This window comes from Ureibacillus sp. FSL W7-1570, from assembly GCF_038593265.1.
Taxonomy (GTDB): Bacteria; Bacillota; Bacilli; order Bacillales_A; family Planococcaceae; genus Ureibacillus; species Ureibacillus suwonensis.
Window position 1 is genome coordinate 2,909,819 of sequence record NZ_CP151979.1, and the last position, 25,218, is coordinate 2,935,036.

Genomic DNA, 25,218 nt, shown 5'->3' on the forward strand with positions numbered 1-25,218 from the left:
CGGAGAAAGGTACGTTTAAACAAAGGGGTGGAATTTTTGAAATCAGTCATTTTAGAAGGGGCAAGAACGCCTTTCGGAAAATTTGGAGGCGCTTTATCGTCACTTTCCGCTTCCGATCTTGGCGGTATCGCCATTAAAGAAGCATTGAAACGGGCGGCTGTTCAACCGGATCAGGTGGATGAAGTCATTATGGGAACGGTTCTGCAAGCGGGGCAAGGCCAAATTCCTTCCCGCCAGGCAGCCAACAAAGCGGGCATTCCATGGTCTGTGAAAACGGAAACAATCAACAAAGTATGCGCTTCGGGGATGAGAAGCGTGACCCTTGCAGACCAATTGATCCGTCTTGGGGAAGAAGAAGTGATCGTTGCCGGCGGTATGGAATCCATGTCCAATGCTCCGTATTATTTGCCAAAAGCCAGATGGGGATTAAGAATGGGAGACGCCGCTATCATTGATGGCATGGTGTATGACGGCTTATCTTGTTCTTTCCATCCGGAGAAAGTCCATATGGGAACATACGGAAACAGCACAGCGAAAGATTTCAACATTTCAAGGGAAGAACAGGATGCTTGGGCATTCAGAAGCCACAAGCGGGCAATTGAAGCGATGGATGAGGGGAAATTTGCCGAGGAAATCGTTCCTGTGGAAGTGCGCACGCGCAAAGAGACCATCATCATGAAGGAAGATGAAGCGCCACGCAGAGATACATCTTTGGAAGCGCTAGCAAAGCTGCGGCCTGCTTTTGACAAAGACGGGTCCATCACCGCCGGAAATGCGCCGGGAGTAAACGATGGTGCCTGTGCGCTTGTATTGATGAGCGAAAAGAAAGCGAAAGAAGAAGGACGTACACCACTTGCTTATGTGCTCGCCCATGCGGAAGTGGCTGTTGAGCCGGAAAACTTCCCGCAAACGCCAGGACTTGTGATCCAGGAAATTCTGAAGAAAACAAACAAGTCGATTGAAGAAGTGGACTTGATTGAAATTAATGAAGCCTTTGCGGCCGTGGCCCTTGTCAGCAACCAAATTGCAGGGCTTGATCCGGACAAAGTCAATGTCAACGGAGGAGCGGTTGCATTAGGCCATCCGATCGGCGCTTCAGGAGCAAGAATCATCTTGACTCTCTGCTATGAATTGAAACGCCGTGGCGGAGGAATCGGCATTGCGGCCATTTGCTCCGGCGGTGGCCAAGGGGATGCCATCATGGTGGAAGTGCCAAAAAATTAATTTCACATAAATGGGGGATACGATATGGCAATTCAGAAAGTAATGGTTGTAGGCGCTGGACAAATGGGTTCCGGCATCGCACAAGTTTGCGCAACAGCAGGATTTGAAGTAAAACTGAACGACATTAAAGAGGAATTTTTTGAGAGAGGTCTTGCGACAATTACGAAAAACTTGTCCCGTGATGTGGAGAAGGGACGCAAAACGGAAGAGGAAAAAGAAGCGATTTTAAATCGGATTACAAAATCGCTCAGCCTGGAAGATGCCCATGACGTGGACATCGTCATCGAAGCGGCTGTTGAAAACATGGAAATCAAGCAATCGATTTTTAAACAACTGGATGAAATCGCACCAGAACACGCCATTCTTGCAACGAATACTTCATCCCTTCCAATTACGGAAATTGCGGCGGTGACAAAACGCCCTGAAAAAGTGATCGGCATGCACTTCATGAATCCGGTGCCTGTCATGAAGCTTGTGGAAATCATCCGTGGCCTTGCAACAGCTGATGAAGTATATAAAACCGTTGAACAAATGTCCGTTGATTTGGGCAAAACACCGGTGGAAGTGAACGATTTTCCAGGATTCGTATCAAACCGTGTCCTTCTTCCAATGATCAATGAAGCGATTTATGCATTGTATGAAGGGGTTGCAACAAAAGAAGCGATTGATACGGTTATGAAACTGGGCATGAACCACCCAATGGGCCCGCTGCAACTGGCGGATTTCATCGGATTGGATACATGCTTGTACATTATGGAAATCTTGCATGAAGGATTGGGAGACAGCAAATACCGTCCTTGTCCTCTGCTCCGTAAATACGTGGCGGCCGGTTGGTTAGGCAAGAAAACAGGCCGTGGCTTCTACACTTACGAATAAGGAGTGGAAGCGGATGAATCTGAACTTCAGCGAAGAACAACTGATGATGCGTGATATGGTTCGTGATTTTGCGCAAAAGGAGATTGCGCCGTTCGTTGAAAGAATGGAAGCGGGGGAGTTCCCGAGGCCTGTTTTGAACAAGATGGCAGAACTCGGGTTGATGGGAATCACCGTTCCGGAAGCGTATGGCGGTTCAGGGATGGACTTCACTTCCTACATCATCGCCATCAACGAGCTCTCCAAAGTGAGCGCGGTTATCGGTGTGATTTTATCCGTCCACACTTCCGTAGGCACAAACCCGATTCTTTATTTTGGAAGTGAAGAGCAGAAACAGAAATATGTTACGAAGTTGGCGAAAGGCGAGTATTTGGGAGCCTTCTGTCTGACGGAACCATCGGCGGGAAGCGACGCGGCTTCCCTAAGAACAAGGGCTGAGAAAAAAGGCGACCGATACATCATCAACGGTTCAAAAATCTTCATCACCAATGGCGGGGAAGCGGATGTGTATATCGTCTTTGCCAAAACGGATCCATCGAAAGGCGCCAAAGGGGTTACGGCTTTCATTGTTGAAAAAGGCACACTTGGCCTCATCATCGGGAAGGATGAAGAGAAAATGGGGCTGCATGGTTCCAGAACGGTGGAACTGAGCTTTGAAAATATGGAAGTGCCGGAAGAAAACCGCCTCGGCGAAGAAGGGGAAGGCTTTAAAATCGCGATGGCGAACTTGGATGTGGGCCGCATCGGGATTGCAGCCCAAGCACTCGGCATTGCGGAAGCGGCTTTGGAGGCGGCGGTACAGTATGCCAATGAGCGCCATCAGTTTGGAAAGCCGATCATTGCCAATCAAGGGGTAGGCTTTAAGATCGCCGATATGGCAACGGCGGTGGAAGCGGCAAGACTTCTCGTGTACCGTGCGGCGGATTTGCGTTCAAAAGGGCTTCCTTGCAGCAAAGAAGCATCGATGGCGAAGCTGTTTGCATCCCAAACGGCGCGGGAAGTGGCGATTGAAGCGGTGCAAGTTTTTGGCGGATATGGTTACACAAAAGACTATCCGGTGGAACGCTATTTCCGCGACGCCAAGATTACCGAAATCTATGAAGGCACCAGCGAGATTCAAAGAATTGTAATCAGCAAACATTTATAGAGAAAGAAAGGGTGCCGGGTATCCGGCACTCGGAAATATGAAGGAGGACTTTGAATGAATTTCCAATTATCCGAAGAACACCAACAACTACGGGAAATGATCAGAGATTTCGCAGAAAATGAAGTAGCGCCAACAGCAAAAGAACGTGATGAAGAAGCGCGTTTTGACAGAGAAATTTGGGATAAAATGGCGGAGCTTGGCCTTACAGGAATTCCTTGGCCGGAAGAATACGGCGGTGCCGGTTTTGACTATTTGGCTTATGTCATCGCGGTGGAAGAATTGTCCCGCGTATGCGCATCCACGGGGGTAACTTTATCTGCCCATACATCCCTTGCCGGCTGGCCTGTTTACAAATTCGGTACGGAAGAACAAAAACAAAAATACCTTCGTCCGATGGCGGAAGGGAAAAAAATCGGCGCATACTGCTTAACTGAGCCGGGTTCAGGCAGTGACGCGGGCGGCATGAGAACGACAGCTGTTTTGGATGGGGATGAATATGTCATCAACGGTTCCAAAATCTTCATCACCAACGGCGGCATTGCCGACATCTATATCGTCTTTGCATTGACAAATCCGGAAGCGAAAACGAGAGGGGTTAGCGCGTTCATCGTCGAATCCAGCTTCCCAGGTTTCCAAGTAGGGAAAAAAGAAGATAAAATGGGTATCCGTTCGTCACCTACTGCAGAAATCATCTTTGACAACTGCCGCGTGCCAAAAGAAAACTTGCTTGGAGAAGAAGGGCAAGGATTCAAAATCGCCATGCAAACGTTGGATGGAGGACGGAACGGTATCGCTGCCCAAGCGGTCGGAATTGCCCAAGGCGCGTTGGATGCAGCCGTTGAATATGCGAAAAACCGCGAACAATTCGGAAAACCGATCGTTGCAAACCAAGGCGTTTCTTTCAAATTGGCGGATATGGCTACAGCTGTTGAAGCATCAAGATTACTCACATACCAGGCGGCTTGGCTGGAATCCAACGGCTTGCCTTATGGTAAAGCGAGCGCAATGGCGAAATTGATGGCGGGAGACACAGCGATGAAAGTGACGACAGAAGCCGTGCAAATCTTTGGCGGATATGGCTATACAAAAGAATATCCAGTGGAACGCTTCATGCGGGATGCAAAAATCACACAAATCTATGAAGGTACGCAAGAGATTCAAAGACTTGTAATCTCTCGCATGTTGACGAAGTAATCTATGAGCAAGAAGGAAAAAATTATCGTACAAACTTCCGTCAAAGATGAAGGCCTCATTGAATTAAGGCGCCAGCAAATCATTGAAGCGAGCGTGAAATTATTTAAGGAAAAAGGCTTTCATCGCGCAACGACAAGGGAGATTGCCAAAGCTGCTGGGTTTAGTATAGGAACCTTGTACGAATACATCCGGACAAAAGAAGATGTGCTCTACTTAGTTTGTGACCACATTTATAACAAAGTGACCGAGTGCTTGGAAGAGATTTCCACGAAAAATGGAACCTTGGAGGAATTGGAAGAAGCCATTCGGCAATATTTTCTGTTGATTGATCGCATGATCGATGAATTCACCGTCATGTATCAGGAAACGAAATCATTGCCGAAGGAAGCGATGCAATATGTTTTAGGGAAAGAGCTTGAGATGGTTTCGTTGTTTGAGAAGATCTTGCAATCTTGCGTAAAATCGGGGGAAATAGAGCTGACGGATCAAGAAATCTATTTGGCGGCAAACCATCTCGTCATCCAAGGCCAAAGCTGGGCATTCCGAAAATGGGCGTACCATAAGGAATACACCATCGAAGAATTTATTGCCATGCAAACGAGATTATTCTTGAAGGGGATTCTCCATTTTCGCGATTAATAAGGGAAAACACCGCTAATTGCATACGACCATTTCGTCTGCAAAGCGGTGTTTTTATCACCTTGGCTGTTCTCAAGCGGGTTTTCCTGCGGCACACGTTTTGCAAGTTTTATCACTGGGGGATATTGTTCATTTTTCAATGAAAGGGGTTAATCATATGGTTCAAGTTCAAGCAAAGGCAAATCGTTCAAAGACGGAAATTGATCGTCCGAAGACAGAGGTGTATCGTCCGAAACATCATGTCCGTTTTGTTACGGCATCCAGTCTGTTCGACGGACACGATGTATCGGTGAACATTATCCGAAGACTTCTTCAGGCAAGCGGAGCGGAAGTCATTCATCTTGGGCATAACCGCTCCGTGGAAGAAGTGGTGAATGCCGCAATCCAGGAAGATGTGCAAGCGGTGGCGGTGTCTTCCTACCAAGGCGGACACATGGAATACTTCAAATATATGTATGACTTGCTGAAGGAAAAAGGGGCGCCCCACATCAAGATTTACGGCGGCGGTGGAGGCGTGATTTTGCCGAGGGAAATCAAAGAGCTCCACGACTATGGAATCGCAGGGATTTTCTCTCCGGAAGACGGGTTGCGCCTCGGACTGCAAGGCATGATCAACGTGAAAATGAAAGGGGCGGACTTCTCCACACTGAGAGGCAATTACTTGGAGCTTCTTGAGGAGTTGTCGGCGGACCGTCCAGAAATTTTGGCGAACTTGATTACGGCAGCGGAAGTCGGTGGAGATCCGGAAATCGATGAAATGCTGAAACGGGCGCGCCAAAGATCGAAAGGCACTCCGGTTGTCGGCATTACGGGTACAGGAGGAGCCGGAAAATCTTCCTTGACGGATGAACTGGTGAGAAGATTCTTAAGGGAGTTCCCGGATAAACGAATCGCCATCATTTCCGTTGACCCGACGAAACAAAAAACGGGCGGTGCGTTACTTGGAGACCGCATCCGCATGAACGCCATTTTCGATAAGCGCGTCTACATGAGAAGCTTGGCAACACGCGGTTCCCGTTCGGAACTATCCGCTGCGATCGGCGATATTTTGGATGTGGTGAAAGCGGCCGGCTTTGATTTGATCCTTGTTGAAACAAGCGGAATCGGTCAAGGGGATGCGGAGATTACGAAATATACAGACCTGTCCATGTATGTCATGACAAGCGAATTCGGCGCACCATCTCAATTGGAAAAAATCGACATGATTGATTTCGCGGACTTGATCGCCATCAACAAATTCGAGAAAAAAGGTTCCGAAGATGCCCTTCGCCAAGTGCAAAAACAATATCAGCGGGCGCATGAATTATGGGATCAAAAGTTGGATGAAATGCCGATCTACGGCACAATCGCAAGCCAATTCAACGACAGAGGCACAAACGCTTTATTTGCAGCCCTTGTCAACAAAATCAATGAAAAATTCGGCTACAATTGGCAAACTTCTTATGAAATCGTTTCAACTACTGAAAAGCAGGACGTCATTATTCCAAATGACCGCCGTTTCTATTTAAGGGAAATCGTCGAAACGGTCCGCAACTACCATAAGAAAGCGGAACAACAATCCGAGCTTGCCACAAGACTTTATCAAATTGAAGGAACCATCAAAGAACTTCAAGCGAAAAATCCGGATGCGGCTCTTATCAAATCCCTTGAATCATTGGCGGAAGGCGTCAAAAATGAACTGACGCCGGAATCAAAACGCATTTTGGAAAACTGGGAGAAGCTGAAAGAAGCCTACTCAGGGGATGAAATGGTCACAAAAGTGCGGGATAAAGAAATCCGTACATTGCTCACAACGACTTCTTTATCCGGAACGAAAATACCGAAAGTGGCATTGCCGAAATTCAAAGACTATGGCGAAATTTTGCGCTGGGTGTATAAAGAAAATGTGCCTGGTTCCTTCCCGTATACAGCGGGGGTATTCCCGTTCAAACGCCAAGGGGAAGATCCGAAACGCCAATTTGCCGGAGAGGGGACACCGGAACGCACCAATAAACGTTTCCATTATTTATCCAAAGATGATCCGGCAAAACGTTTATCCACGGCTTTCGACTCCGTCACATTATACGGGGAAGATCCGGCTGAGCGCCCGGACATTTTCGGGAAAATCGGCGAATCCGGGGTAAGCGTCTGCACATTGGATGACATGAAAAAACTGTTCGACGGCTTTGACTTGTGCGACCCGTCCACTTCCGTATCGATGACGATCAACGGTCCGGCACCGATTCTTTTGGCGATGTTCATGAACACGGCCATTGACCAACAGGTGAAGAAGAAAGAAAAAGAATTGGGCCGCATCTTGACATTAGAAGAATTCACGGAAGTGAAGGAAAAAACATTGCAAGTCGTCCGCGGAACAGTCCAGGCGGATATTCTGAAAGAAGACCAAGGCCAAAACACTTGCATCTTCTCGACGGAATTCGCCCTCCGCATGATGGGGGATATACAGGAATACTTTATTAAAAATAAAGTGCGCAACTACTATTCTGTATCCATCTCCGGCTATCACATTGCGGAAGCGGGGGCCAACCCGATTACCCAATTGGCCTTTACGCTGGCAAACGGCTTTACGTACGTGGAATATTATTTGAGCCGCGGCATGCACATTGACGATTTTGCGCCGAATTTGTCCTTCTTCTTCTCAAACGGCCTTGATCCGGAATATACGGTGATTGGACGGGTGGCCCGCCGCATTTGGGCGATTGTGATGCGCGACAAATACGGTGCAAATGAACGCAGCCAAAAATTGAAATACCATATCCAAACATCCGGCCGCAGCTTGCATGCGCAAGAAATCGACTTCAACGATATCCGGACAACGCTTCAAGCATTGATGGCATTGCAGGATAACTGCAACTCGCTGCATACAAACGCATACGACGAAGCGATTACGACGCCGACGGAAGAATCCGTAAGAAGAGCGATGGCCATCCAAATGATCATCACGAAAGAGCACGGTTTATCCAAAAATGAAAACCCATTGCAAGGCTCCTTCATCGTGGAAGAATTAACGGATTTAGTGGAAGAAAAAGTGCTTGAAGAATTTGAGCGCATCAATGACCGCGGCGGCGTGCTTGGCGCGATGGAAACGCAATATCAGCGCGGAAAAATCCAGGAAGAATCCATGTACTATGAACAATTGAAGCATTCCGGCGAACTGCCGATCATCGGCGTGAACACGTACATCAATCCGAATGCTTCCATTGAAGAAATCGACAAATTGGAAGTGGCCCGTGCGACGAAGGAAGAAAAAGAACAGCAAATCAAAAACTTGAGAGCCTTCCAGGAACGCCATAAAGGGGAATGCGAAAAGGCGTTGAAACGGCTCCAGGAAGTGGCCTTGTCCGGCGGGAACATCTTTGAAGAATTGATGGAAACGGTCAAAGTGGCAAGCCTCGGCCAAATTACGAAAGCGTTATATGAAGTGGGCGGCCAATATCGCAGAAATATGTAATCTTTCGAGTAGGAATTTTTTACAAATAGGATCAGAATAGATAAAATATGATAAGGTAAGAATGGAAAGAGGAACGTTCGAAATTGCCCGATTTCGAGCGCTTCCTCTTCTTATACATATACATAATAAATTTTTATTTTTTTCACAAAAACTTTGCAAAATTCTATCATCTATGGAGGAAAATTGGCTATAATGTGTTTTACAAGAAGTGGAGGGTTGCATATGAAACAATACATACATTATTTAGTGATTTTATCATGCCTCATTGCAACCTTCTTTTTGTATAATAAACAATTGGGAGCCATCCCCTTGCTCATTTTATCGGGATATCTATTTTTTATGGCTTTCAGAGAATTTTATAAAATAAAAAACAACAAATGAATCTAGCATAGTATACAATTATATGTATATAATGGATAACATGTGTAATGTATGTAAAGAAAGGGCGTGCACGAGTTGAAGATTCGTGAATTGACAAAAGAGCAAATAGCGGAAGAATCGTTGATTGACTTAGCTTATGCAATTTTGGAAGAGAAAAAGACAGCCGTTCCATTTTTCGATTTATTGGAAGAAATTAAGCAATTAAAAGGCCTTTCTGATGAAGAAGTAAAACAAGTATTGGTGCAATTCTTCACGGATTTGAATGTGGATGGCCGTTTCCTCCTGAACCACGAAAACATGTGGGGGCTCCGCGAATGGTATAAAATCGAAACAGTCGAGGAAGAAACAGCTCCTACGATCAAAACCCGCAGACGCAGAGCGAGACTTGCTTACTTTGATGATGAAGAGGAAATCATCGATGAAGAAGATCTTGTATTTGAAGAAGAACTTGAAGAGTTCCTGGATGAAGAAGACGAAGATCTTGACTTCGATGATGAACTTGTGGACGAGTTTGAAGAGGATTTGGGCGATATCGATGCGGAACTTCCTGATGAGATTCCGGAAGTCGATGATGACCTTCTCGAAGAAGATGAAGAATTCTTGATGGACGATGAAGAAATCGACGCGGAAGTCGAAACGGAAGAAGAGGAAGAGTAATAATTTTCTGAGAATATGTAATTTTTATGGTTTTTCTATAAACCACTTGACTTATGGATTACTTCCGTATAATCTTTTATTTGGGCTCCTTCAAAAAGGAGAATGAACGTGATTGATTCACGCTCCCCCTGCGAATAGGCAGGAGGAGCGTTTTTTATTTTTTAACCCATCAGGAAGCTTATTTTCATTGCACAATGTTTCAAACAAGAAAGGGCATAATACAAGCCATAAGTACTTTCGTTCTATAGGTTTATCCTTTTTTCTTTTGGGAATGTTGCTTGTAGGCACGGAAATCATGAAGAAAAAAGCGCCGATCAATGGAAACATGTTTTGAATGGACATGCGGCAATGATTCAAATAGGCTTCTTCATTCGATAAAATGTGGAAATAGTTTGAGGAGGAATTATACAAATGACAAAGTATATTTTTGTAACGGGTGGAGTAGTTTCGTCCTTAGGAAAAGGTATTGTTGCAGCATCCCTTGGCCGTTTATTGAAAAACCGCGGATTGCAGGTGACGATTCAAAAATTCGATCCATATTTGAACATAGATCCAGGTACAATGAGCCCATACCAACATGGGGAAGTGTTCGTAACGGATGACGGTGCCGAAGCGGACTTGGACTTGGGCCACTATGAACGTTTCATCGATATCAATTTGGGAAAACATTCAACAGTCACTTCCGGAAAAATTTATCAAACAGTCCTTGCGAAAGAACGCCGCGGCGACTACAACGGAAAAACGGTTCAAGTCATTCCGCATGTGACAAATGAAATCAAAGAACGCATCCAACGGGCCGGAAGAGAAACGAATGCGGATATCGTCATTACGGAAGTCGGCGGAACAGTGGGGGATATTGAAGGACTTCCATTCCTTGAAGCGATCCGCCAAATGAAATCCGATTTTGGTCCGAATAACGTGATGTACATCCATTGTACGTTGATCCCATACATTCGTGCGGCAGGAGAATTAAAAACAAAACCGACGCAACATTCCGTCAAAGAATTGCGCTCTTTGGGCATTCAGCCAAACATTATCGTTGTGCGTACGGAATTGCCGGTCGCCGATGACATGAAAGAAAAATTGGCGCTATTCTGCGACGTTTCTCCCCGCAACATCATCGAATCCCGTGATGTGGAACATTTATACGAAGTGCCATTGAATTTGCATGCGCAAGATTTTGATGATATCGTGCTCGAGTATTTCGGAATCGAAGCGCCTGAAGCGGATATGTCCGATTGGCAAGAGCTTGTGCATAAAGTGAAAAACTTGAAACATAAAACACGCATCGCCCTAGTCGGAAAATATGTGGAATTGCAAGATGCGTATATTTCCGTTGTCGAAGCGTTGAAACATGCAGGATATGTATATGATTCCGATATTTGCATCGACTGGATCAACGCGGAAGAAATTACGGAAGAAAATGTGCATGAAAAATTGAAAGACGCGGACGGCATTTTGGTGCCTGGCGGATTCGGAAACCGCGGTACGGAAGGGAAAATTACCGCAATCAAATATGCCCGCGAAAACGATGTGCCATTCCTTGGAATCTGCTTGGGCATGCAGTTGATGGCGATCGAATTTGCCCGCGACGTGCTTGGTTTACAAGGTGCGCATACAACAGAAATCGATAAAGACACACCATACCCAATTATCGATTTACTGCCAGACCAAAAAGAAAACATGGATTTGGGCGGCACATTGCGTTTAGGTTTATATCCATGCAAATTGTTGGAAGGATCCCGCGCTGAGCAAGCATATCAAAACGAATTGGTTTATGAACGCCATCGCCACCGCTATGAATTCAACAATGAATTCCGTGAAGCGATGGAAGCGGAAGGACTTGTGTTCTCAGGGACAAGCCCTGACAACCGTTTAGTGGAAATCATCGAATTGCCGGAGAAAAAATTCTTCATCGGATGCCAATTCCATCCTGAATTCGTATCCCGTCCGCAACGTCCACAACCGTTATTCCGCGAATTCATCGGAACAGCGTTTAAATATCGTAAAAACCAATAATTCCCGGGAATGTAACAAGTCCGGACTGTCTGGAAAGGAAAACTTTTCAGGCAGCCCGGACTTTTTTGTCATGGATGGGATAAGGATTTAAACGGTTCAAAGGATGGAGTTGAATTTGGCTGGAGAATAAAATGGCCACCGCGCAAAATCGGCTTTCGTGGGGAAGGGAAAGGATGGTGGCCAATCTGTGAAAAATGTCGTTGGGGGGAACGAAAATGGTCCTGAGTTCGGCCTTTGACATAAAAAAAGAGCGAAGTTTCATCCGTTCGCTCTTCAAATAGAAACGTCCAATATTACATTTCATCTTCCAAAATTTCATCGTAAACCAGCTTGATGGCTTCATAAACAAAGAGGGCAGCGTGCAGATGGGGAACAACGACCCGTTCGCCCAATTTCGTCGGATGGGGGATTAATCCGCCCCGGACATGCGTGGATATATAAGTATAAGCAAGATTGCTCATCTCATTATCATCACTTGCCGCTTCGCCTGCCACAACGGCAAAAGGAATAAATTCGTCATATAATTTTTTCGCCAGTTGCAATGCTTCCGGATGTTGGGCGCTTTTCGCGAAGATTAACACCCGATCCGCTTCCTGGATTTCAACATCGGGCGTCCATTTGGAAAGCTTACTAAATGGCTGTTCTTCACTGTTTAAAGCGTAGAGTTCGATCGCCTGCAGTTCATCAAAGCAAGCAAAATAAACGTTTCCTTCCCCGACGCTCGCTTGTGCCAGGAGCCTTGCCGTTTGTTCAATCGATTCTTCTTCATTTTGCACAATTTTTTGATATAACCCGTTTAATTGAGTAGCTAGTATTTTTGACATATTTCCACCTCAACCCAATTATAAATGCCGGTATTTCGAATTGCAAAAGGACATGGTTAGGTTGTCCATTTTTTTGATGCATTGCAAAAAACAGGTTTATAATAATAAAAATAAGGGAATTGGATTGATGCAGAGAAAAATTGTCTTACATTAAGGGGAAAAGATTGTGAAAAAAATACTAATTGTGGATGACCAAAAAGGAATCCGTATGTTGCTTGATGAAATCTTCACGAAGGAGGGAATGGAAACTTTTCTGGCAGCGAACGGACGGGAAGCGCTTCAAATATTGGAAGAACAGAAAATGGATTGTGTACTGCTTGATATGAATTTGCCGGGGATGGACGGAAGTGTGATATTGGGTGAAATGAAAGCGCTATATCCTGATATGCCGGTGTTTATCATGACGGCCTACGAAGATGCGGAGATGTTGGATGGAGAAAATGGATATAAAGCAGATTCTTATTTTACGAAACCTTTTAATGTGTTTGAGTTAAAAGATGCCGTCATCAATGCTTTGCAAAAAGGGAAAGTTTTATCTGAATAAAATACCGTTCCAATTTAGATGGGGCGGTCATTTTTTTTGATGTGGCCGCTTTAAAAGGCAAGTTCTTTTGGGCAAGAGGGATGGTCTTCTAGTTAGTGGAGTGCTATTTGTGCAAGAGTGGTGGTAATCTGTGCAAGTGGAGGAGTAATCCAATCAAGCGAGGGCGTCATCCAGGCAAGGAGGAGTGCCATCCGAGCAAACGGGGGTCGTATCCGAGCAAGAGAGAGTTTATCCGAGCAAGAGAGGGCGTCATCCGAGCAAACGGGAGTCATATCCGAGCAAGAGGAATTTTCATCCGCTCAAGAGGAAAAGTCATCCGGGCAAGAGAGAGTGTTATCCGAGCAAGAGAGGAGACATCCGAGCAAGCGAGAGTGTCATCCGAGCAAGAGGAATTTTCATCCGCTCAAGAGGAAAAGCCATCCGAGCAATCAGAAAGTTCATCCGCGCAAGCAGAAGCCTCATCCACGCTAGAAGGAGTTGCATCCTCCCAGGAAGCGGCCGTATTCATCCTTTTAATCCCCAAGAATACACCGTTCCTATCCATAAAAAAGTGTCCAATCATGCAAAAACGGCTGCATCCGCCAATTCCGGATAACCGGGAAGCCAACATTCTCTCCATACTTGTGGGCATATCTTGAATTTGGTACTATTATTACGGAAAAAGTTATTAAATTAACCATCCTGAGGAGGATTTGTATAATGCCATTAGTATCAATGAAAGAAATGTTGATTAAAGCGAAAGAAGGAAAATATGCGGTTGGTCAATTTAATATTAACAACCTAGAATTTACTCAAGCCATTTTGCAAGCGGCTGAAGAAGAAAAATCTCCTGTCATTCTTGGCGTTTCCGAAGGCGCTGGAAAATATATGGGCGGTTTCATCGCTGTTGTCCACATGGTGAAAGGCTTAATGGAAAGCTACAACATTACGGTTCCTGTTGCCATCCACTTAGACCACGGTTCCAGCTTCGAAAAATGTAAAGAAGCTGTTGACGCAGGTTTCACTTCCGTCATGATCGATGCATCCCACAAACCATTTGAAGAAAACGTAGAAATTACAAAAAAAGTTGTTGAATATGCCCATGCGAAAGGCGTTTCTGTCGAAGCGGAACTTGGTACGGTAGGCGGACAAGAGGACGATGTGGTGGGCAGCGGTATCATTTACGCGGATCCGCAAGAATGTAAACAACTTACTGAACTCACTGGCATTGACTGCTTGGCTCCGGCATTAGGATCTGTACACGGACCATACAAAGGGGAACCAAAACTAGGCTTCAAAGAAATGGAAGAAATCTCTAACTTGACAAACCTTCCACTTGTTCTTCACGGCGGAACAGGTATCCCAACAAAAGACATTCAACGCGCCATTTCATTAGGAACAGCCAAAATCAACGTAAACACAGAAAACCAAATTGCCGCAACAAAAGTGGTTCGTGAAATTCTTGAAAAAGATCCGAAACTTTACGACCCACGCAAATACTTGGGACCTGCCCGCGAAGCCATCAAAGAAACAGTGATCGGCAAAATCCGCGAATTCGGAAGCTCCAATAAAGCGTTTGAATAATCGGTATCCGAAAAATTTTGCGCTTCCAAGTCAAACGAAAATAATATGCTTCCTTTTAACAGTACCACGACAGCAAAAAAGATTTCGAATGATGGCATAAAAATAGTTCGAAATGATTGTTTATTTTTTACCAAGAAGTGTCTAGTATAGACTTTAACAATAAAAAAGTTCACTTCGAAAACGGTACAAGGAGAAGTGTCGGATGGCGACCTTCTCTTCATTTTTAATGAAACAGGGGAGTGCTAATATGAAATTTTTTATCGATACAGCGAACTTCGATGAAATCAAAGAAGCATACTCATGGGGGATTCTTTCAGGCGTGACGACGAATCCTTCATTGGTGGCAAAAGAAGAAGGGATTTCCTTCCATGATCGTCTTCGCGAAATTGCGGAACTTGTCGATGGATCCGTCAGCGGAGAAGTCATTTCATTGGATGCGGAAGGAATGATCAAGGAAGGGCTTGAATTGGAAAAAATCGCACCAAATATCACAATCAAACTGCCAATGACGCCGGAAGGATTAAAAGCTTGCAAATATTTCTCTGAAAAAGGGATCAAAACCAATGTCACATTAATTTTCAGCGCAAACCAGGCGCTTTTGGCAGCCCGTGCAGGCGCTACGTACGTTTCTCCTTTCGTTGGAAGGTTGGATGACATCGGACAAAACGGTGTGGAATTGATTGCGCAAATTGCGGAAATCTTTGACATCCATCAAATTGAAACTGAAATCATTGCGGCATCCATCCGTCATCCGCAGCATGTCATCGATGTCGCATTGGCGGGTGCGGACATTGCCACAGTTCCGTTTAAAGTGCTCAAGCAAATGTTCAACCACCCATTGACAGACAAAGGAATCGAAACATTTTTGGCCGACTGGGAAAAACGCAATCAACAATAAAAATACAGGTACCTTGTTTAGTTTCCCGAAAGAACAGAAAAGAATAAAGATAAGATGAAATTGCTATCAACTTTTGCGGGACAGAAATAAACTATAGTTAATGAATTTGTTTTTCTAATGCGTATTTAAGTGGAAAAAAGACCATAATAAAGGAAACTTTCCAATCACGAGGGAGAACGCGTATGGATGTTTATAAAATTATTGGCGGAAATCGATTAAAAGGAACAGTTAAAGTCAGTGGAGCTAAAAATAGTGCCGTTGCGTTAATACCCGCATCCATCCTTGCCAACTCGCCGGTGACGATCGGCGGGATCCCCGAAATTTCGGACGCTTTTACGTTGAAAGCATTACTGGAGGAAATAGGCGGAGAAGTCGTTTTCCAAAATGGACAAATGACGATCGATCCCACAAATATGACGCCGATTCCATTACCAAACGGCAATGTGAAAAAACTTCGTGCCTCCTATTACCTCATGGGTGCAATGCTTGGACGGTTCAAAAGGGCGGTCATTGGACTTCCGGGCGGATGTTTCCTGGGACCGCGCCCAATCGACCAGCATATCAAAGGCTTTGAAGCTTTAGGGGCGAAAGTGACCAATGAGCACGGCGCTATTTATTTGAGAGCGGAAGAATTGACCGGTGCCAAAATCTATCTGGATGTTGCAAGCGTGGGGGCAACAATCAACATTATGCTTGCGGCTGTTCGCGCCAAAGGGAGAACCATCATCGAAAACGCCGCGAAAGAACCGGAAATCATCGACGTTGCCACACTGCTTACAAACATGGGGGCGAACATTAAAGGGGCCGGAACAAGCGTCATCCGGATCGAAGGGGTCGACGAACTTCATGGAACGAATCATGTGATCATCCCGGACCGAATCGAAGCGGCCACTTTTATGATTTACGCAGCGGCTTTGGGAGATGGCGTGACGATTGACAACATCATCCCGCTCCATTTGGAAGCTGTCACTGCAAAATTGCGTGAAATGGGCGTCAAAGTGGAAGAAGGCGAAGAGAGCATCTTCATTCCGAAAACGGACCTTTTGCAAGCGGTTGACGTGAAAACCCTTGTTTATCCAGGGTTCCCCACTGATGTTCAACAACCCCTCTCCGTATTGATGACACAAGCCATTGGTGCCTCAAAAATTACGGAAACCATCTATACATCTCGCTTTAAACATATTGACGAATTAAGACGCATGAATGCCAATGCAAGAGTGGAAGGCAATACGGCCATCATTCAAGGGCCTACAAAATTGCATGGCTCCAAAGTGACGGCAACCGATCTTCGGGCAGGTGCCGCATTGGTGCTGGCAGGTCTTTTGGCTGAAGGGGAAACGGAAATTCACGATATTTATCATATTGAAAGAGGCTACAGCCACTTTGTAGAAAAATTGCGCAGTCTCGGAGCGGATATACGCAAAGAATCGATCACCGTAAGTACGGTGGAAAGAGCTGAGTAAAATCGAATTATATGATACAATAGCATTTGGAAACGAAAGTCACGGTTATTGTAGTAGGAGGAACCAGTTATAATGGAACGTAGTTTAACAATGGAAATCGTACGCGTCACAGAAGCAGCGGCAATTGCATCCGCCAAATGGATGGGACGCGGTTTGAAAAACGAAGCCGACCAAGCAGCGACTTCAGCCATGAGAGCTTTATTTGATACAATCCCAATGCACGGTAGAGTGGTAATCGGCGAAGGTGAAATGGATGAGGCGCCAATGTTGTATATTGGCGAGGAACTGGGCCTTCGCAACGGCGGTCCTGAAGTGGATATCGCCGTCGACCCGCTGGAAGGAACAAACATTGTCGCAAAAGGCGGCAATGGGGCCATTACGGTAGTTGCCATCGCAGACCGCGGAAATTTATTGCATGCACCGGATATGTACATGGAAAAAATTGCGGTTGGTCCTGAAAGCAAAGGGAAAATTGATATCAACGCCTCCGTCACTGAAAATTTGAAAGCGGTGGCGGAAGCAAAAAATAAATCCGTTTCGGACGTTGTGGCCATCATCCTTGACCGGCCACGCCACCAACATATCATTGACGAAATTCGTGCTGCCGGGGCCCGCATCAAATTCATCCAGGATGGAGATGTGAGTGCCGCCATCAGCACAGCATTCGATGAAACGGGAATCGACATCATGTTCGGTACCGGTGGAGCTCCGGAAGGCGTCCTTGCCGCTGCCGCATTGAAATGTTTGGGTGGAGATTTCCAAGGAAGACTTGTCCCTCAAAACGACGAAGAATTGAAACGCTGCATCAGCATGGGTCTCGATGTTTCGAAAGTATTGTATTTAGATGACCTCGTCAAAGGGGACGATGCGATTTTTGCTGCAACAGCAGTAACGGACAGCGAGTTGTTAAAAGGTGTTCAATACAAAGGAGAATACTGCCTGACAAACTCTCTTGTCATGCGTGCCAAAACCGGCACAGTCCGCTTCATTGAAGGCCGCCACAATATGATTAAAAAACCGAATTACGTAAAAGAATAATGCTTCTCATCCGGAGATGTCTGATAGTATATTAAATATATGTCAGGCATCTCTTTCACCCTTCAAATCATTCCAACCAATCATTTTCCAAAACGTATAGACAAAATAATAAAAAGACTGGAGTAATGCTATGTCTCTCACGATTGCTCAATTAGAAAACATGACACTGAAGGAGTTATATAATCTCGCACGAGAGTATAAGATTTCCTATTACAGTAAATTAACAAAGAAAGAATTGATCTTTGCCATACTGAAATCCCGTTCAGAATTGGAAGGGTACTTCTTTATGGAAGGGATACTGGAAATCGTCAATTCGGAAGGATTCGGATTCCTTCGACCGATCAACTATTCGCCTTCCAAAGAAGACATTTACATCTCTGCTTCACAAATTCGCCGTTTTGACCTTCGAAATGGTGATAAAGTTTCCGGTAAAGTACGCCCGCCTAAAGAAAATGAACGATATTACGGATTGCTTCAAGTCGACGCAGTCAACGGAGAAGATCCGGAAATCGCAAAAGAACGCGTTCACTTCCCAGCTTTAACTCCACTCTATCCGAATCGACAAATCAAGCTTGAGACGACACCTGATAAGTTATCGACAAGAATCATAGATTTGGTGGCACCGATTGGATTTGGACAACGCGGTTTAATTGTGGCGCCGCCAAAAGCGGGTAAAACGACGTTATTAAAAGAAATTGCCAACGCCATCACAACCAACCATCCGCAGGCGGAACTCATTGTGCTGTTGATTGACGAACGTCCGGAAGAAGTGACGGACATTGAACGTTCCGTGAAAGCGGATGTGGTAAGTTCGACATTCGATGAAGTGCCGGAAAATCACGTGAAGGTGGCCGAATTGGTATTGGAACGTGCCCGCCGCCTTGTGGAGCATAAACGGGATGTCATCATTTTGATGGACTCCATTACAAGACTTGCCCGGGCTTATAACCTGGTGATTCCGCCAAGCGGAAGAACGTTATCCGGCGGGATTGACCCGGCAGCGTTCCACCGTCCAAAACGGTTCTTCGGTTCCGCCCGTAACATTGAAGAGGGCGGCAGTTTGACGATTTTGGCCACAGCGCTAATCGATACCGGTTCCCGAATGGATGAGGTCATTTATGAAGAGTTCAAAGGGACGGGGAATATGGAATTGCATTTGGACCGCAACCTGGCAGAACGCCGCATCTTCCCGGCATTGGATATTCGCCGATCCGGCACGCGCAAAGAAGAACTGCTCATTCCGCAAGAACAATTGGATAAGCTTTGGGCGATCCGGAAAACTTTCACCGACGCGCCGGACTTTACGGAACGTTTCTTGAAAAAACTCCGCTCAACGGAATCCAACGAAGAATTTTTCGAGATTTTAAATGAAGAAATGAAAAAAGTGAAAGGCAAAGGGTTGCTTTAACGGTTCAATGATTTGATTTATGATTTGATTTGCATTATACTTTAACTTGAATGTTTAAAAATTGTATGTTATGATGATTCAGTATGTGACGTGTGCATATGTAACTGGCATATTCGGGTTATGTAAGGCACAGTACGATTAAATAACTCTGTTCCAGAAAAAATGGTTCAGGGCGGGAGGTAAACGAATATGAAACAAGGAATTCATCCAGAATACCACACTGCAACAGTTACATGCTCTTGCGGTAACACATTCCAAACTGGTTCAGTGAAAAAAGACATTCGCGTTGAGGTTTGCAACGAATGTCACCCATTCTACACTGGACGTCAAAAATTCGCGACTGCTGCTGGTCGTGTGGATCGTTTCAACAAAAAATACGGTCTCAAATAAGAAGTTTAAAATGCCTGCCAAAAAATCTGGCAGGCATTTTTTTAAGTCAAATAGAGATTTCCATTATCTTCAAAACATCTGGGATAAAAAAGAGGGAGAACGATGGCTCAATTATTTTTTAAATACGGGGCAATGAACAGCGGAAAATCCTTTGAAATTTTGAAAGTTGCACATAATTATGAAGAACAGGACAAGCCGGTGCTAATGTTCACTTCCGGCATCGACAATCGGGATGAAGTTGGATACGTGTCAAGCCGCATCGGCATGCGACGAAAAGCCATCCCCGTTTTTGATGATACCGACATGTTTGAAATCGTGAAAAATTATCCTGAAAAATTGTATTGTGTCCTTGTGGATGAAGTGCAATTTTTGAAGAAACATCATGTGCTCCAATTGACAAAAATTGTGGACGTATTGGACATCCCGGTAATGGGCTTCGGATTAAAAAACGACTTTCGCAACGAATTGTTTGAAGGCAGCAAATACATGCTCCTTTATTCGGATAAAATCGAGGAAATGAAAACGATCTGCTGGTTCTGCCATAAAAAAGCGACGATGAACTTGCGGATTGATGAAAATGGCAAACCGGTTTATACCGGCGAACAAATCCAAATTGGCGGAAACGATACATATTATCCCGTTTGCCGTAAATGTCATGCGAATCCGCCGTTGTGAGTGCTTGAAGATTATAAAATGAGGCGGGATCTACACCAAATGAGGAAGTAAACACACTAAATGAGGCCATATCCGCACCAAACGGGTAAGTAAACACACTAAATATGGCGGCATCCGCACGAAACGGGGAAACAAACGCACCAAATGAGGCGGCATCCGCACGAAACGAGGAAACAAACGCACCAAATGAGGCCGCATCCGCACCAAAAGTAGAACCAAACGAACTAAATGTGGCTATATCCGCACTAAATGAGAATGTATCCGCCCAATACAGAGGCAACTTTGGCCCAAGCCGAAACTTAATCAACCAGTAGCACAACCTATGCATTTTCTTTATACTAATAAAGTCAAAGAAATTACGAAGCGAAGGCCTTTTCATATTAATCGAACTACAAACGAGGTGAACTACATGTTTGATAAACTGCAAGCAGTAGAAGATCGCTACGAACGTTTAAACGAATTGCTCAGCGATCCCGAGGTCGTAAACGATGCAAAAAAGCTCCGCCAATATTCAAAAGAACAGGCGGATATCCAGGAAACAGTGGAAGTCTATCGGGAATACAAAAAAACTAAAGAAGAGCTTGAAGATGCCAAACAAATGCTGGAAGAAAAGCTCGATCCGGAAATGCATGAACTGGTCAAAGAAGAATTCAATACATTGAAAAATAAAATCCAAGAGCTGGAACAACGATTAAAAATCCTTCTTCTTCCGAAAGACCCGAACGATGACAAAAACGTCATCATGGAAATTCGCGGAGCTGCGGGAGGGGATGAAGCAAACATCTTCGCCGGAGATCTTTTCCGCATGTACACGCGTTATGCCGAATCCCAAGGCTGGAAAGTGGAAGTGTTGGAAGCTTCCCCAAGCTCAAGCGGTGGATATAAAGAAATCATCTTCATGATCAACGGAAATGGCGCCTATTCCAAATTCAAATTCGAAAACGGTGCCCACCGCGTGCAACGGGTGCCGCAAACGGAATCCCAAGGGCGCATCCACACATCCACTGCGACGGTGGCCGTTCTGCCGGAAGTGGAAGATGTGGAAATCGAGATCAATGAAAAAGATATCCGCGTTGATACATTCGCCGCATCCGGAGCAGGTGGGCAACACGTCAATACAACGATGTCGGCTGTCCGCATGACCCACATTCCAACAGGGATTGTCGTATCCATGCAGGATGAACGCTCCCAAATCAAAAACCGCGAAAAAGCCATGAGAGTCCTTCGTGCCCGTGTGGCGGACTTCTACAACCGGGAAAAACAAAAAGAATTGGATGCAGCAAGAAAATCCGCCGTTGGTACAGGGGACCGTTCCGAGCGCATCCGCACTTACAACTATCCGCAAAACCGCGTCACTGACCATCGAATCGGCTTAACGATTCAAAAACTGGACCAAATCATGGAAGGGAAGCTTGATGAAATCATTGACGCGCTCATCATGGAAGATCAAGCTTCCAAATTGGCGAGATTAAATGAAGAAGCATAATACTGTCTTTGAGGCCCTCCATTGGGCTTCTTCTTTTTTAACGGAACATGGCCGTGACGCCAATGCGGGAAGAATTTTGATGCAGCACCTTTACGGAACGGACTACACAGGCATCACCATGCGCATTCATGAAGAAATGCCGGAGCAAAAATGGAATGAATTTCGGGAAATGGTGGAACAGCACGCAAAAGGAAAACCCGTTCAATATATCACCGGAACGGAAGAATTTTATGGAAGAACTTTTCATGTGGATGAATCCGTCCTCATTCCGCGGCCGGAAACGGAAGAATTGATCGTTGGCGCCATCACTAGGATGAAAAAACTGTTCGGGGAAAACGTGGAGCTGAAACTTGCGGACATCGGCACAGGCAGCGGCATCATCGCGATTACGATGAAACTGGAATGGCCCCATGCCAAAGTCACGGCAACGGATATTTCGGAGGCGGCCCTTGAAACGGCCAAACGGAACGCGGCACATTTGCAGGCGGATATCGATTTCCGCCTCGGTGATTTGACGGAGCCGATCGCAGGAGAAAAATGGGATGTCATTTTATCCAATCCTCCATACATCGCCTATCATGAACGGGAAGAAATGTCGGATGTGGTGTTGGAACATGAACCCCATCTCGCCCTCTTTGCGGAAGAAGACGGGTTGCAATGTTACAGAAGATTGGCGGAATCTTTGCCCAATCTATTAAATCAACCGGCCTTGATTGGTGTTGAAATCGGATACCAGCAAGGGGAAGCGGTGGCAAAACTCTTCCAAGCAAGTTTTCCACAAGCCGAAATCGAAATTGTCAAAGATATTAACGGAAAAAATAGATTTGTTTTTTGTATAATCGAAGTATAAAAATCTTCCTCCCTGTCCATGATGATGGCAGGGAGGGAAAATACAATGTTAAATGATTACGAGATTATCAGAAAAGATAATGACCGAATTCATCCGATCATCAGCATATTAAAATTGATTGCGTCAAGTCTTGCGGTCTATTGTTTTCTATTAATGGTTCCGGATTTGGTGGATCAATTCTATGAAGCTCGTGAAAATATGATAGATGATTCATTGAAAATCCGCGTGATTGCCAACAGCAACACAAAGGCGGATCAGGCGTTGAAAAATGAAATGGTCGCAAGCCTCGAGCCGATTTTCTCAGAAATCCAGTACAATGAAATGCATCAATTGGATAATGATGAAGCTTTCGCGAAGTTGGCCACTTATATTGGGCAACATTATTCAGAGGTGGATGTGAAAATCAACAGGGGCGAACATTTAATACCACCCAAATGGGATGGACATGCATTTTATCCACAAGCCTATTATGATTCGCTGGTGCTGACGATTGGCGCAGGCCGTGGGGACAACTTCTGGTGCAGCATTTTCTCCAATTTGTGCGAACGTCCGAGCGACCAGGAAAAAGAAGAGGCGGAAAAAGAAGAGGAAAAAGAGGTCCGGTTCCTTGTTTGGGAATGGCTGAAGAAATGGTTTGCATAAAAGCATTGACGAGGCGAAATATGATCACCGCTGGAAGGTTATTCACAGCAATGGGTACCCATTCGAGAAATTTCGACAAGTTTTCCACTATTTTCAGAAAAGTTATACACATTTTACACAAAATTATCCACAAAATGTGGATAAAATTTCAGAAATTCAGTTTTTTCAGGAGATGACATACATGGAAACAGTCCAACTTATTGTGGATAAAGAAGTGGATAAAGAAAATATTTATTCACAAGCTGTGGATTTATTGAATCAGGGGGAAGTGGTTGCCTTTCCGACTGAAACGGTATATGGTCTTGGGGCGGTGGCAACCAATGAAGAGGCTGTGAAGAAAATTTTTGAAGCGAAAGGACGTCCTTCCGATAATCCCCTTATTGTACATATTGGAACGATTGAAGAAGTTTCGGCGTATGTGGAAGAAATTCCGGAAAAGGCGAAGAAATTGATGGAACGCTTTTGGCCAGGCCCGTTGACGCTCATACTGAAAGCGAAACCGGGCGTGCTTGCAAAGAACGTGACAGCGGGTTTATCCACGGTCGGGATTCGCATGCCCGATCATGAAGTGGCCCTCGGACTCCTCAGAACTTTGAAAAAACCACTGGCGGCTCCCAGTGCCAACCGCAGCGGAAAGCCAAGTCCGACAAAGGCTGAGCACGTATATGAAGACTTGCAGGGCCGTATTCCTTTAATTTTGGATGGCGGTACGACGGGGATTGGCATTGAATCCACCGTATTGGATGTGACGGTGAATCCCCCGGTGATTTTGCGTCCGGGCGGTGTCACAAAGGAAATGCTGGAAGCGGAAATCGGGGAAGTGATAGAACCGACTCCGAAAGAGCAGCAACTGGAATCCGCACCGAAAGCCCCTGGGATGAAATATACCCATTATGCACCGGAAGCGCCTGTCTATTTGATAGAAAACGACTGCAAAAAAATTGAACAAGCCATTGAGGAGCTGAAGAAAAAAGGGCATAAAGTGGCCCTTCTCGCGCCGTCCCATTGTGCGAAAACTTCCGCGGATTATTTTTTCCCTTTTGGCGAGGAGGAAGATCAACAGCAAATGGCTGCCAAACTTTATGATTCACTCCGCGCATGCGATAAAACCGATGCGACCATCATTTTGGCGACCACCACTTCAACAGAAGGCGTCGGCGCAGCCATCATGAACCGGCTGTACAAAGCGGCAGGGGGGAAATATATGGAGGTGCCGGGCACATAATAAGTGTTCGGCATTTAAAATGATGGTTGCTTATCCCCCTCCATAATATTCCTGTGCCGAAAATCATATGATAGAGTGCCTGACAGTTTCATAAAGAAAAGAGGAAATGACTTGAAGGAAATTTTTTCTGGACTTATCGTCTCATTGGATGTGGTCGCACTCTATTTATTGATTTCGGATGTAAAAAGCCGCTTTTTGCTCTCCATGTGGACAGCCATCCTTCATATGCTTTTTCCAATCATCGGTTTCACATTAGGCAATTGGATGCTTCAAATTTTAATGCAATGGTCGAATATTGTATCGAGCGCTCTTTTATTTTTTATCGGGCTGCAAATTATTTTATCATCAAAGAATGCCCATTTCTCCATCCCCATTGGATTATTGGCGATTACAGCCAGTTTAGACACCTTTTCAGTGAGTATTTCTTTTGGTATGCTTAACTTACAAAAATATTATTTTATAGCAAGTGCAGGAATATGGACTTTTATCCTATCATATATCGCTTTATATGCAGCAAAAGCCGGCATTTCAATAAAAAGTACACCATTTAAATGGATTGCGGGCATATCTTTAATTACAATAAGTGTATATACATTATGGGAACAGTAATAAGAAAGAGTGAGAGGG

At 45.1% G+C, this 25,218-nt stretch carries 25 protein-coding genes; 24 read left to right on the forward strand and 1 reads right to left on the reverse strand.

The features are described 5' to 3' along the window. Positions 1-36 precede the first annotated feature (36 nt). The 9 genes from NST13_RS14475 (at position 37) to NST13_RS14515 (ending at position 11,585) form a co-directional block, all read left to right on the forward strand. Positions 37-1,224, forward strand: a complete 1,188-nt coding sequence (locus NST13_RS14475) for an acetyl-CoA C-acetyltransferase (protein ID WP_342580896.1) — start codon at positions 37-39, stop codon at positions 1,222-1,224. Positions 1,225-1,248: 24 nt separating this feature from the next. After that, the gene (locus NST13_RS14480; protein WP_342580897.1) at positions 1,249-2,100 is read left to right on the forward strand and encodes a 3-hydroxybutyryl-CoA dehydrogenase; all 852 of its coding nucleotides are present in this window, start codon (positions 1,249-1,251) and stop codon (positions 2,098-2,100) included. 13 nt (positions 2,101-2,113) lie between these two features. Next, positions 2,114-3,244, forward strand: coding sequence for an acyl-CoA dehydrogenase (locus NST13_RS14485; protein WP_342580898.1), 1,131 nt, complete (start codon positions 2,114-2,116; stop codon positions 3,242-3,244). A gap of 54 nt (positions 3,245-3,298) precedes the next feature. Further along, positions 3,299-4,438 carry an acyl-CoA dehydrogenase gene (locus NST13_RS14490; protein ID WP_342470346.1) on the forward strand — a complete coding sequence of 380 codons (1,140 nt, stop codon included), beginning with the start codon at positions 3,299-3,301 and terminating at the stop codon, positions 4,436-4,438. 3 nt (positions 4,439-4,441) lie between these two features. Next, positions 4,442-5,077, forward strand: a complete 636-nt coding sequence (locus NST13_RS14495) for a TetR/AcrR family transcriptional regulator (RefSeq protein ID WP_342580899.1) — start codon at positions 4,442-4,444, stop codon at positions 5,075-5,077. A 157-nt stretch (positions 5,078-5,234) separates the two neighbouring features. Continuing rightward, complete coding sequence (icmF, locus tag NST13_RS14500; protein WP_342470343.1) at positions 5,235-8,528, forward strand: fused isobutyryl-CoA mutase/GTPase IcmF; 3,294 nt, start codon at positions 5,235-5,237, stop codon at positions 8,526-8,528. A gap of 222 nt (positions 8,529-8,750) precedes the next feature. Further along, the gene (locus NST13_RS14505) at positions 8,751-8,909 is read left to right on the forward strand and encodes a hypothetical protein (protein ID WP_342470342.1); all 159 of its coding nucleotides are present in this window, start codon (positions 8,751-8,753) and stop codon (positions 8,907-8,909) included. A 66-nt stretch (positions 8,910-8,975) separates the two neighbouring features. Further along, complete coding sequence (rpoE, locus tag NST13_RS14510) at positions 8,976-9,566, forward strand: DNA-directed RNA polymerase subunit delta (protein ID WP_342580900.1); 591 nt, start codon at positions 8,976-8,978, stop codon at positions 9,564-9,566. A 411-nt stretch (positions 9,567-9,977) separates the two neighbouring features. Continuing rightward, positions 9,978-11,585 carry a CTP synthase gene (locus NST13_RS14515; protein WP_342580901.1) on the forward strand — a complete coding sequence of 536 codons (1,608 nt, stop codon included), beginning with the start codon at positions 9,978-9,980 and terminating at the stop codon, positions 11,583-11,585. A 293-nt stretch (positions 11,586-11,878) separates the two neighbouring features. Here the strand turns inward: NST13_RS14515 and NST13_RS14520 are convergent, their stop codons facing one another. Then, complete coding sequence (locus NST13_RS14520; protein WP_342580902.1) at positions 11,879-12,409, reverse strand: DUF2529 family protein; 531 nt, start codon at positions 12,407-12,409, stop codon at positions 11,879-11,881. A 166-nt stretch (positions 12,410-12,575) separates the two neighbouring features. Between NST13_RS14520 and NST13_RS14525 the strand changes: the two genes are divergently transcribed. The 15 genes from NST13_RS14525 (at position 12,576) to NST13_RS14595 (ending at position 25,200) form a co-directional block, all read left to right on the forward strand. Then, on the forward strand, positions 12,576-12,953 hold the full coding sequence (locus tag NST13_RS14525) for a response regulator (protein ID WP_342470338.1): 378 nt from the start codon (positions 12,576-12,578) through the stop codon (positions 12,951-12,953). Between the two features lie 184 nt (positions 12,954-13,137). Further along, positions 13,138-13,548, forward strand: coding sequence for a hypothetical protein (locus tag NST13_RS14530; protein WP_342580903.1), 411 nt, complete (start codon positions 13,138-13,140; stop codon positions 13,546-13,548). Between the two features lie 104 nt (positions 13,549-13,652). Beyond that, positions 13,653-14,516 (forward strand): class II fructose-bisphosphate aldolase, encoded by an 864-nt coding sequence (locus NST13_RS14535; protein ID WP_342470336.1) that lies wholly within the window; start codon positions 13,653-13,655, stop codon positions 14,514-14,516. 247 nt (positions 14,517-14,763) lie between these two features. Further along, positions 14,764-15,414: a fructose-6-phosphate aldolase gene (gene fsa, locus NST13_RS14540; RefSeq protein ID WP_342580904.1), complete on the forward strand. Its 651-nt coding sequence runs from the start codon at positions 14,764-14,766 to the stop codon at positions 15,412-15,414. A 182-nt stretch (positions 15,415-15,596) separates the two neighbouring features. Beyond that, complete coding sequence (locus NST13_RS14545; protein ID WP_342470334.1) at positions 15,597-16,877, forward strand: UDP-N-acetylglucosamine 1-carboxyvinyltransferase; 1,281 nt, start codon at positions 15,597-15,599, stop codon at positions 16,875-16,877. Positions 16,878-16,949: 72 nt separating this feature from the next. After that, positions 16,950-17,915, forward strand: coding sequence for a class II fructose-bisphosphatase (gene glpX / locus NST13_RS14550; RefSeq protein WP_342470333.1), 966 nt, complete (start codon positions 16,950-16,952; stop codon positions 17,913-17,915). Positions 17,916-18,045: 130 nt separating this feature from the next. After that, entirely contained in the window at positions 18,046-19,323 is a 1,278-nt protein-coding gene (rho, locus tag NST13_RS14555; RefSeq protein ID WP_342470332.1) for a transcription termination factor Rho, read from the forward strand. Positions 19,324-19,512: 189 nt separating this feature from the next. Then, positions 19,513-19,713 (forward strand): 50S ribosomal protein L31, encoded by a 201-nt coding sequence (gene rpmE / locus NST13_RS14560; protein ID WP_208651628.1) that lies wholly within the window; start codon positions 19,513-19,515, stop codon positions 19,711-19,713. Positions 19,714-19,815: 102 nt separating this feature from the next. Beyond that, positions 19,816-20,388 carry a thymidine kinase gene (locus tag NST13_RS14565; RefSeq protein ID WP_342580905.1) on the forward strand — a complete coding sequence of 191 codons (573 nt, stop codon included), beginning with the start codon at positions 19,816-19,818 and terminating at the stop codon, positions 20,386-20,388. A gap of 104 nt (positions 20,389-20,492) precedes the next feature. Then, positions 20,493-20,702, forward strand: coding sequence for a hypothetical protein (locus NST13_RS14570; RefSeq protein WP_342580906.1), 210 nt, complete (start codon positions 20,493-20,495; stop codon positions 20,700-20,702). A 95-nt stretch (positions 20,703-20,797) separates the two neighbouring features. Continuing rightward, entirely contained in the window at positions 20,798-21,874 is a 1,077-nt protein-coding gene (gene prfA, locus NST13_RS14575) for a peptide chain release factor 1 (RefSeq protein WP_342470329.1), read from the forward strand. Beyond that, positions 21,861-22,724, forward strand: coding sequence for a peptide chain release factor N(5)-glutamine methyltransferase (prmC, locus tag NST13_RS14580; protein ID WP_342580907.1), 864 nt, complete (start codon positions 21,861-21,863; stop codon positions 22,722-22,724). Before prfA ends, prmC begins: the two co-directional genes overlap by 14 nt. Positions 22,725-22,769: 45 nt before the next feature. Beyond that, positions 22,770-23,366: a stage II sporulation protein R gene (locus tag NST13_RS14585; protein WP_342580908.1), complete on the forward strand. Its 597-nt coding sequence runs from the start codon at positions 22,770-22,772 to the stop codon at positions 23,364-23,366. A gap of 181 nt (positions 23,367-23,547) precedes the next feature. Next, positions 23,548-24,591, forward strand: a complete 1,044-nt coding sequence (locus NST13_RS14590) for an L-threonylcarbamoyladenylate synthase (RefSeq protein WP_342580909.1) — start codon at positions 23,548-23,550, stop codon at positions 24,589-24,591. A 111-nt stretch (positions 24,592-24,702) separates the two neighbouring features. After that, a complete protein-coding gene (locus NST13_RS14595) occupies positions 24,703-25,200 on the forward strand; it encodes a manganese efflux pump (protein WP_342470325.1) in 498 nt (165 codons plus the stop codon). The last annotated feature ends 18 nt before the right edge of the window (positions 25,201-25,218 follow it).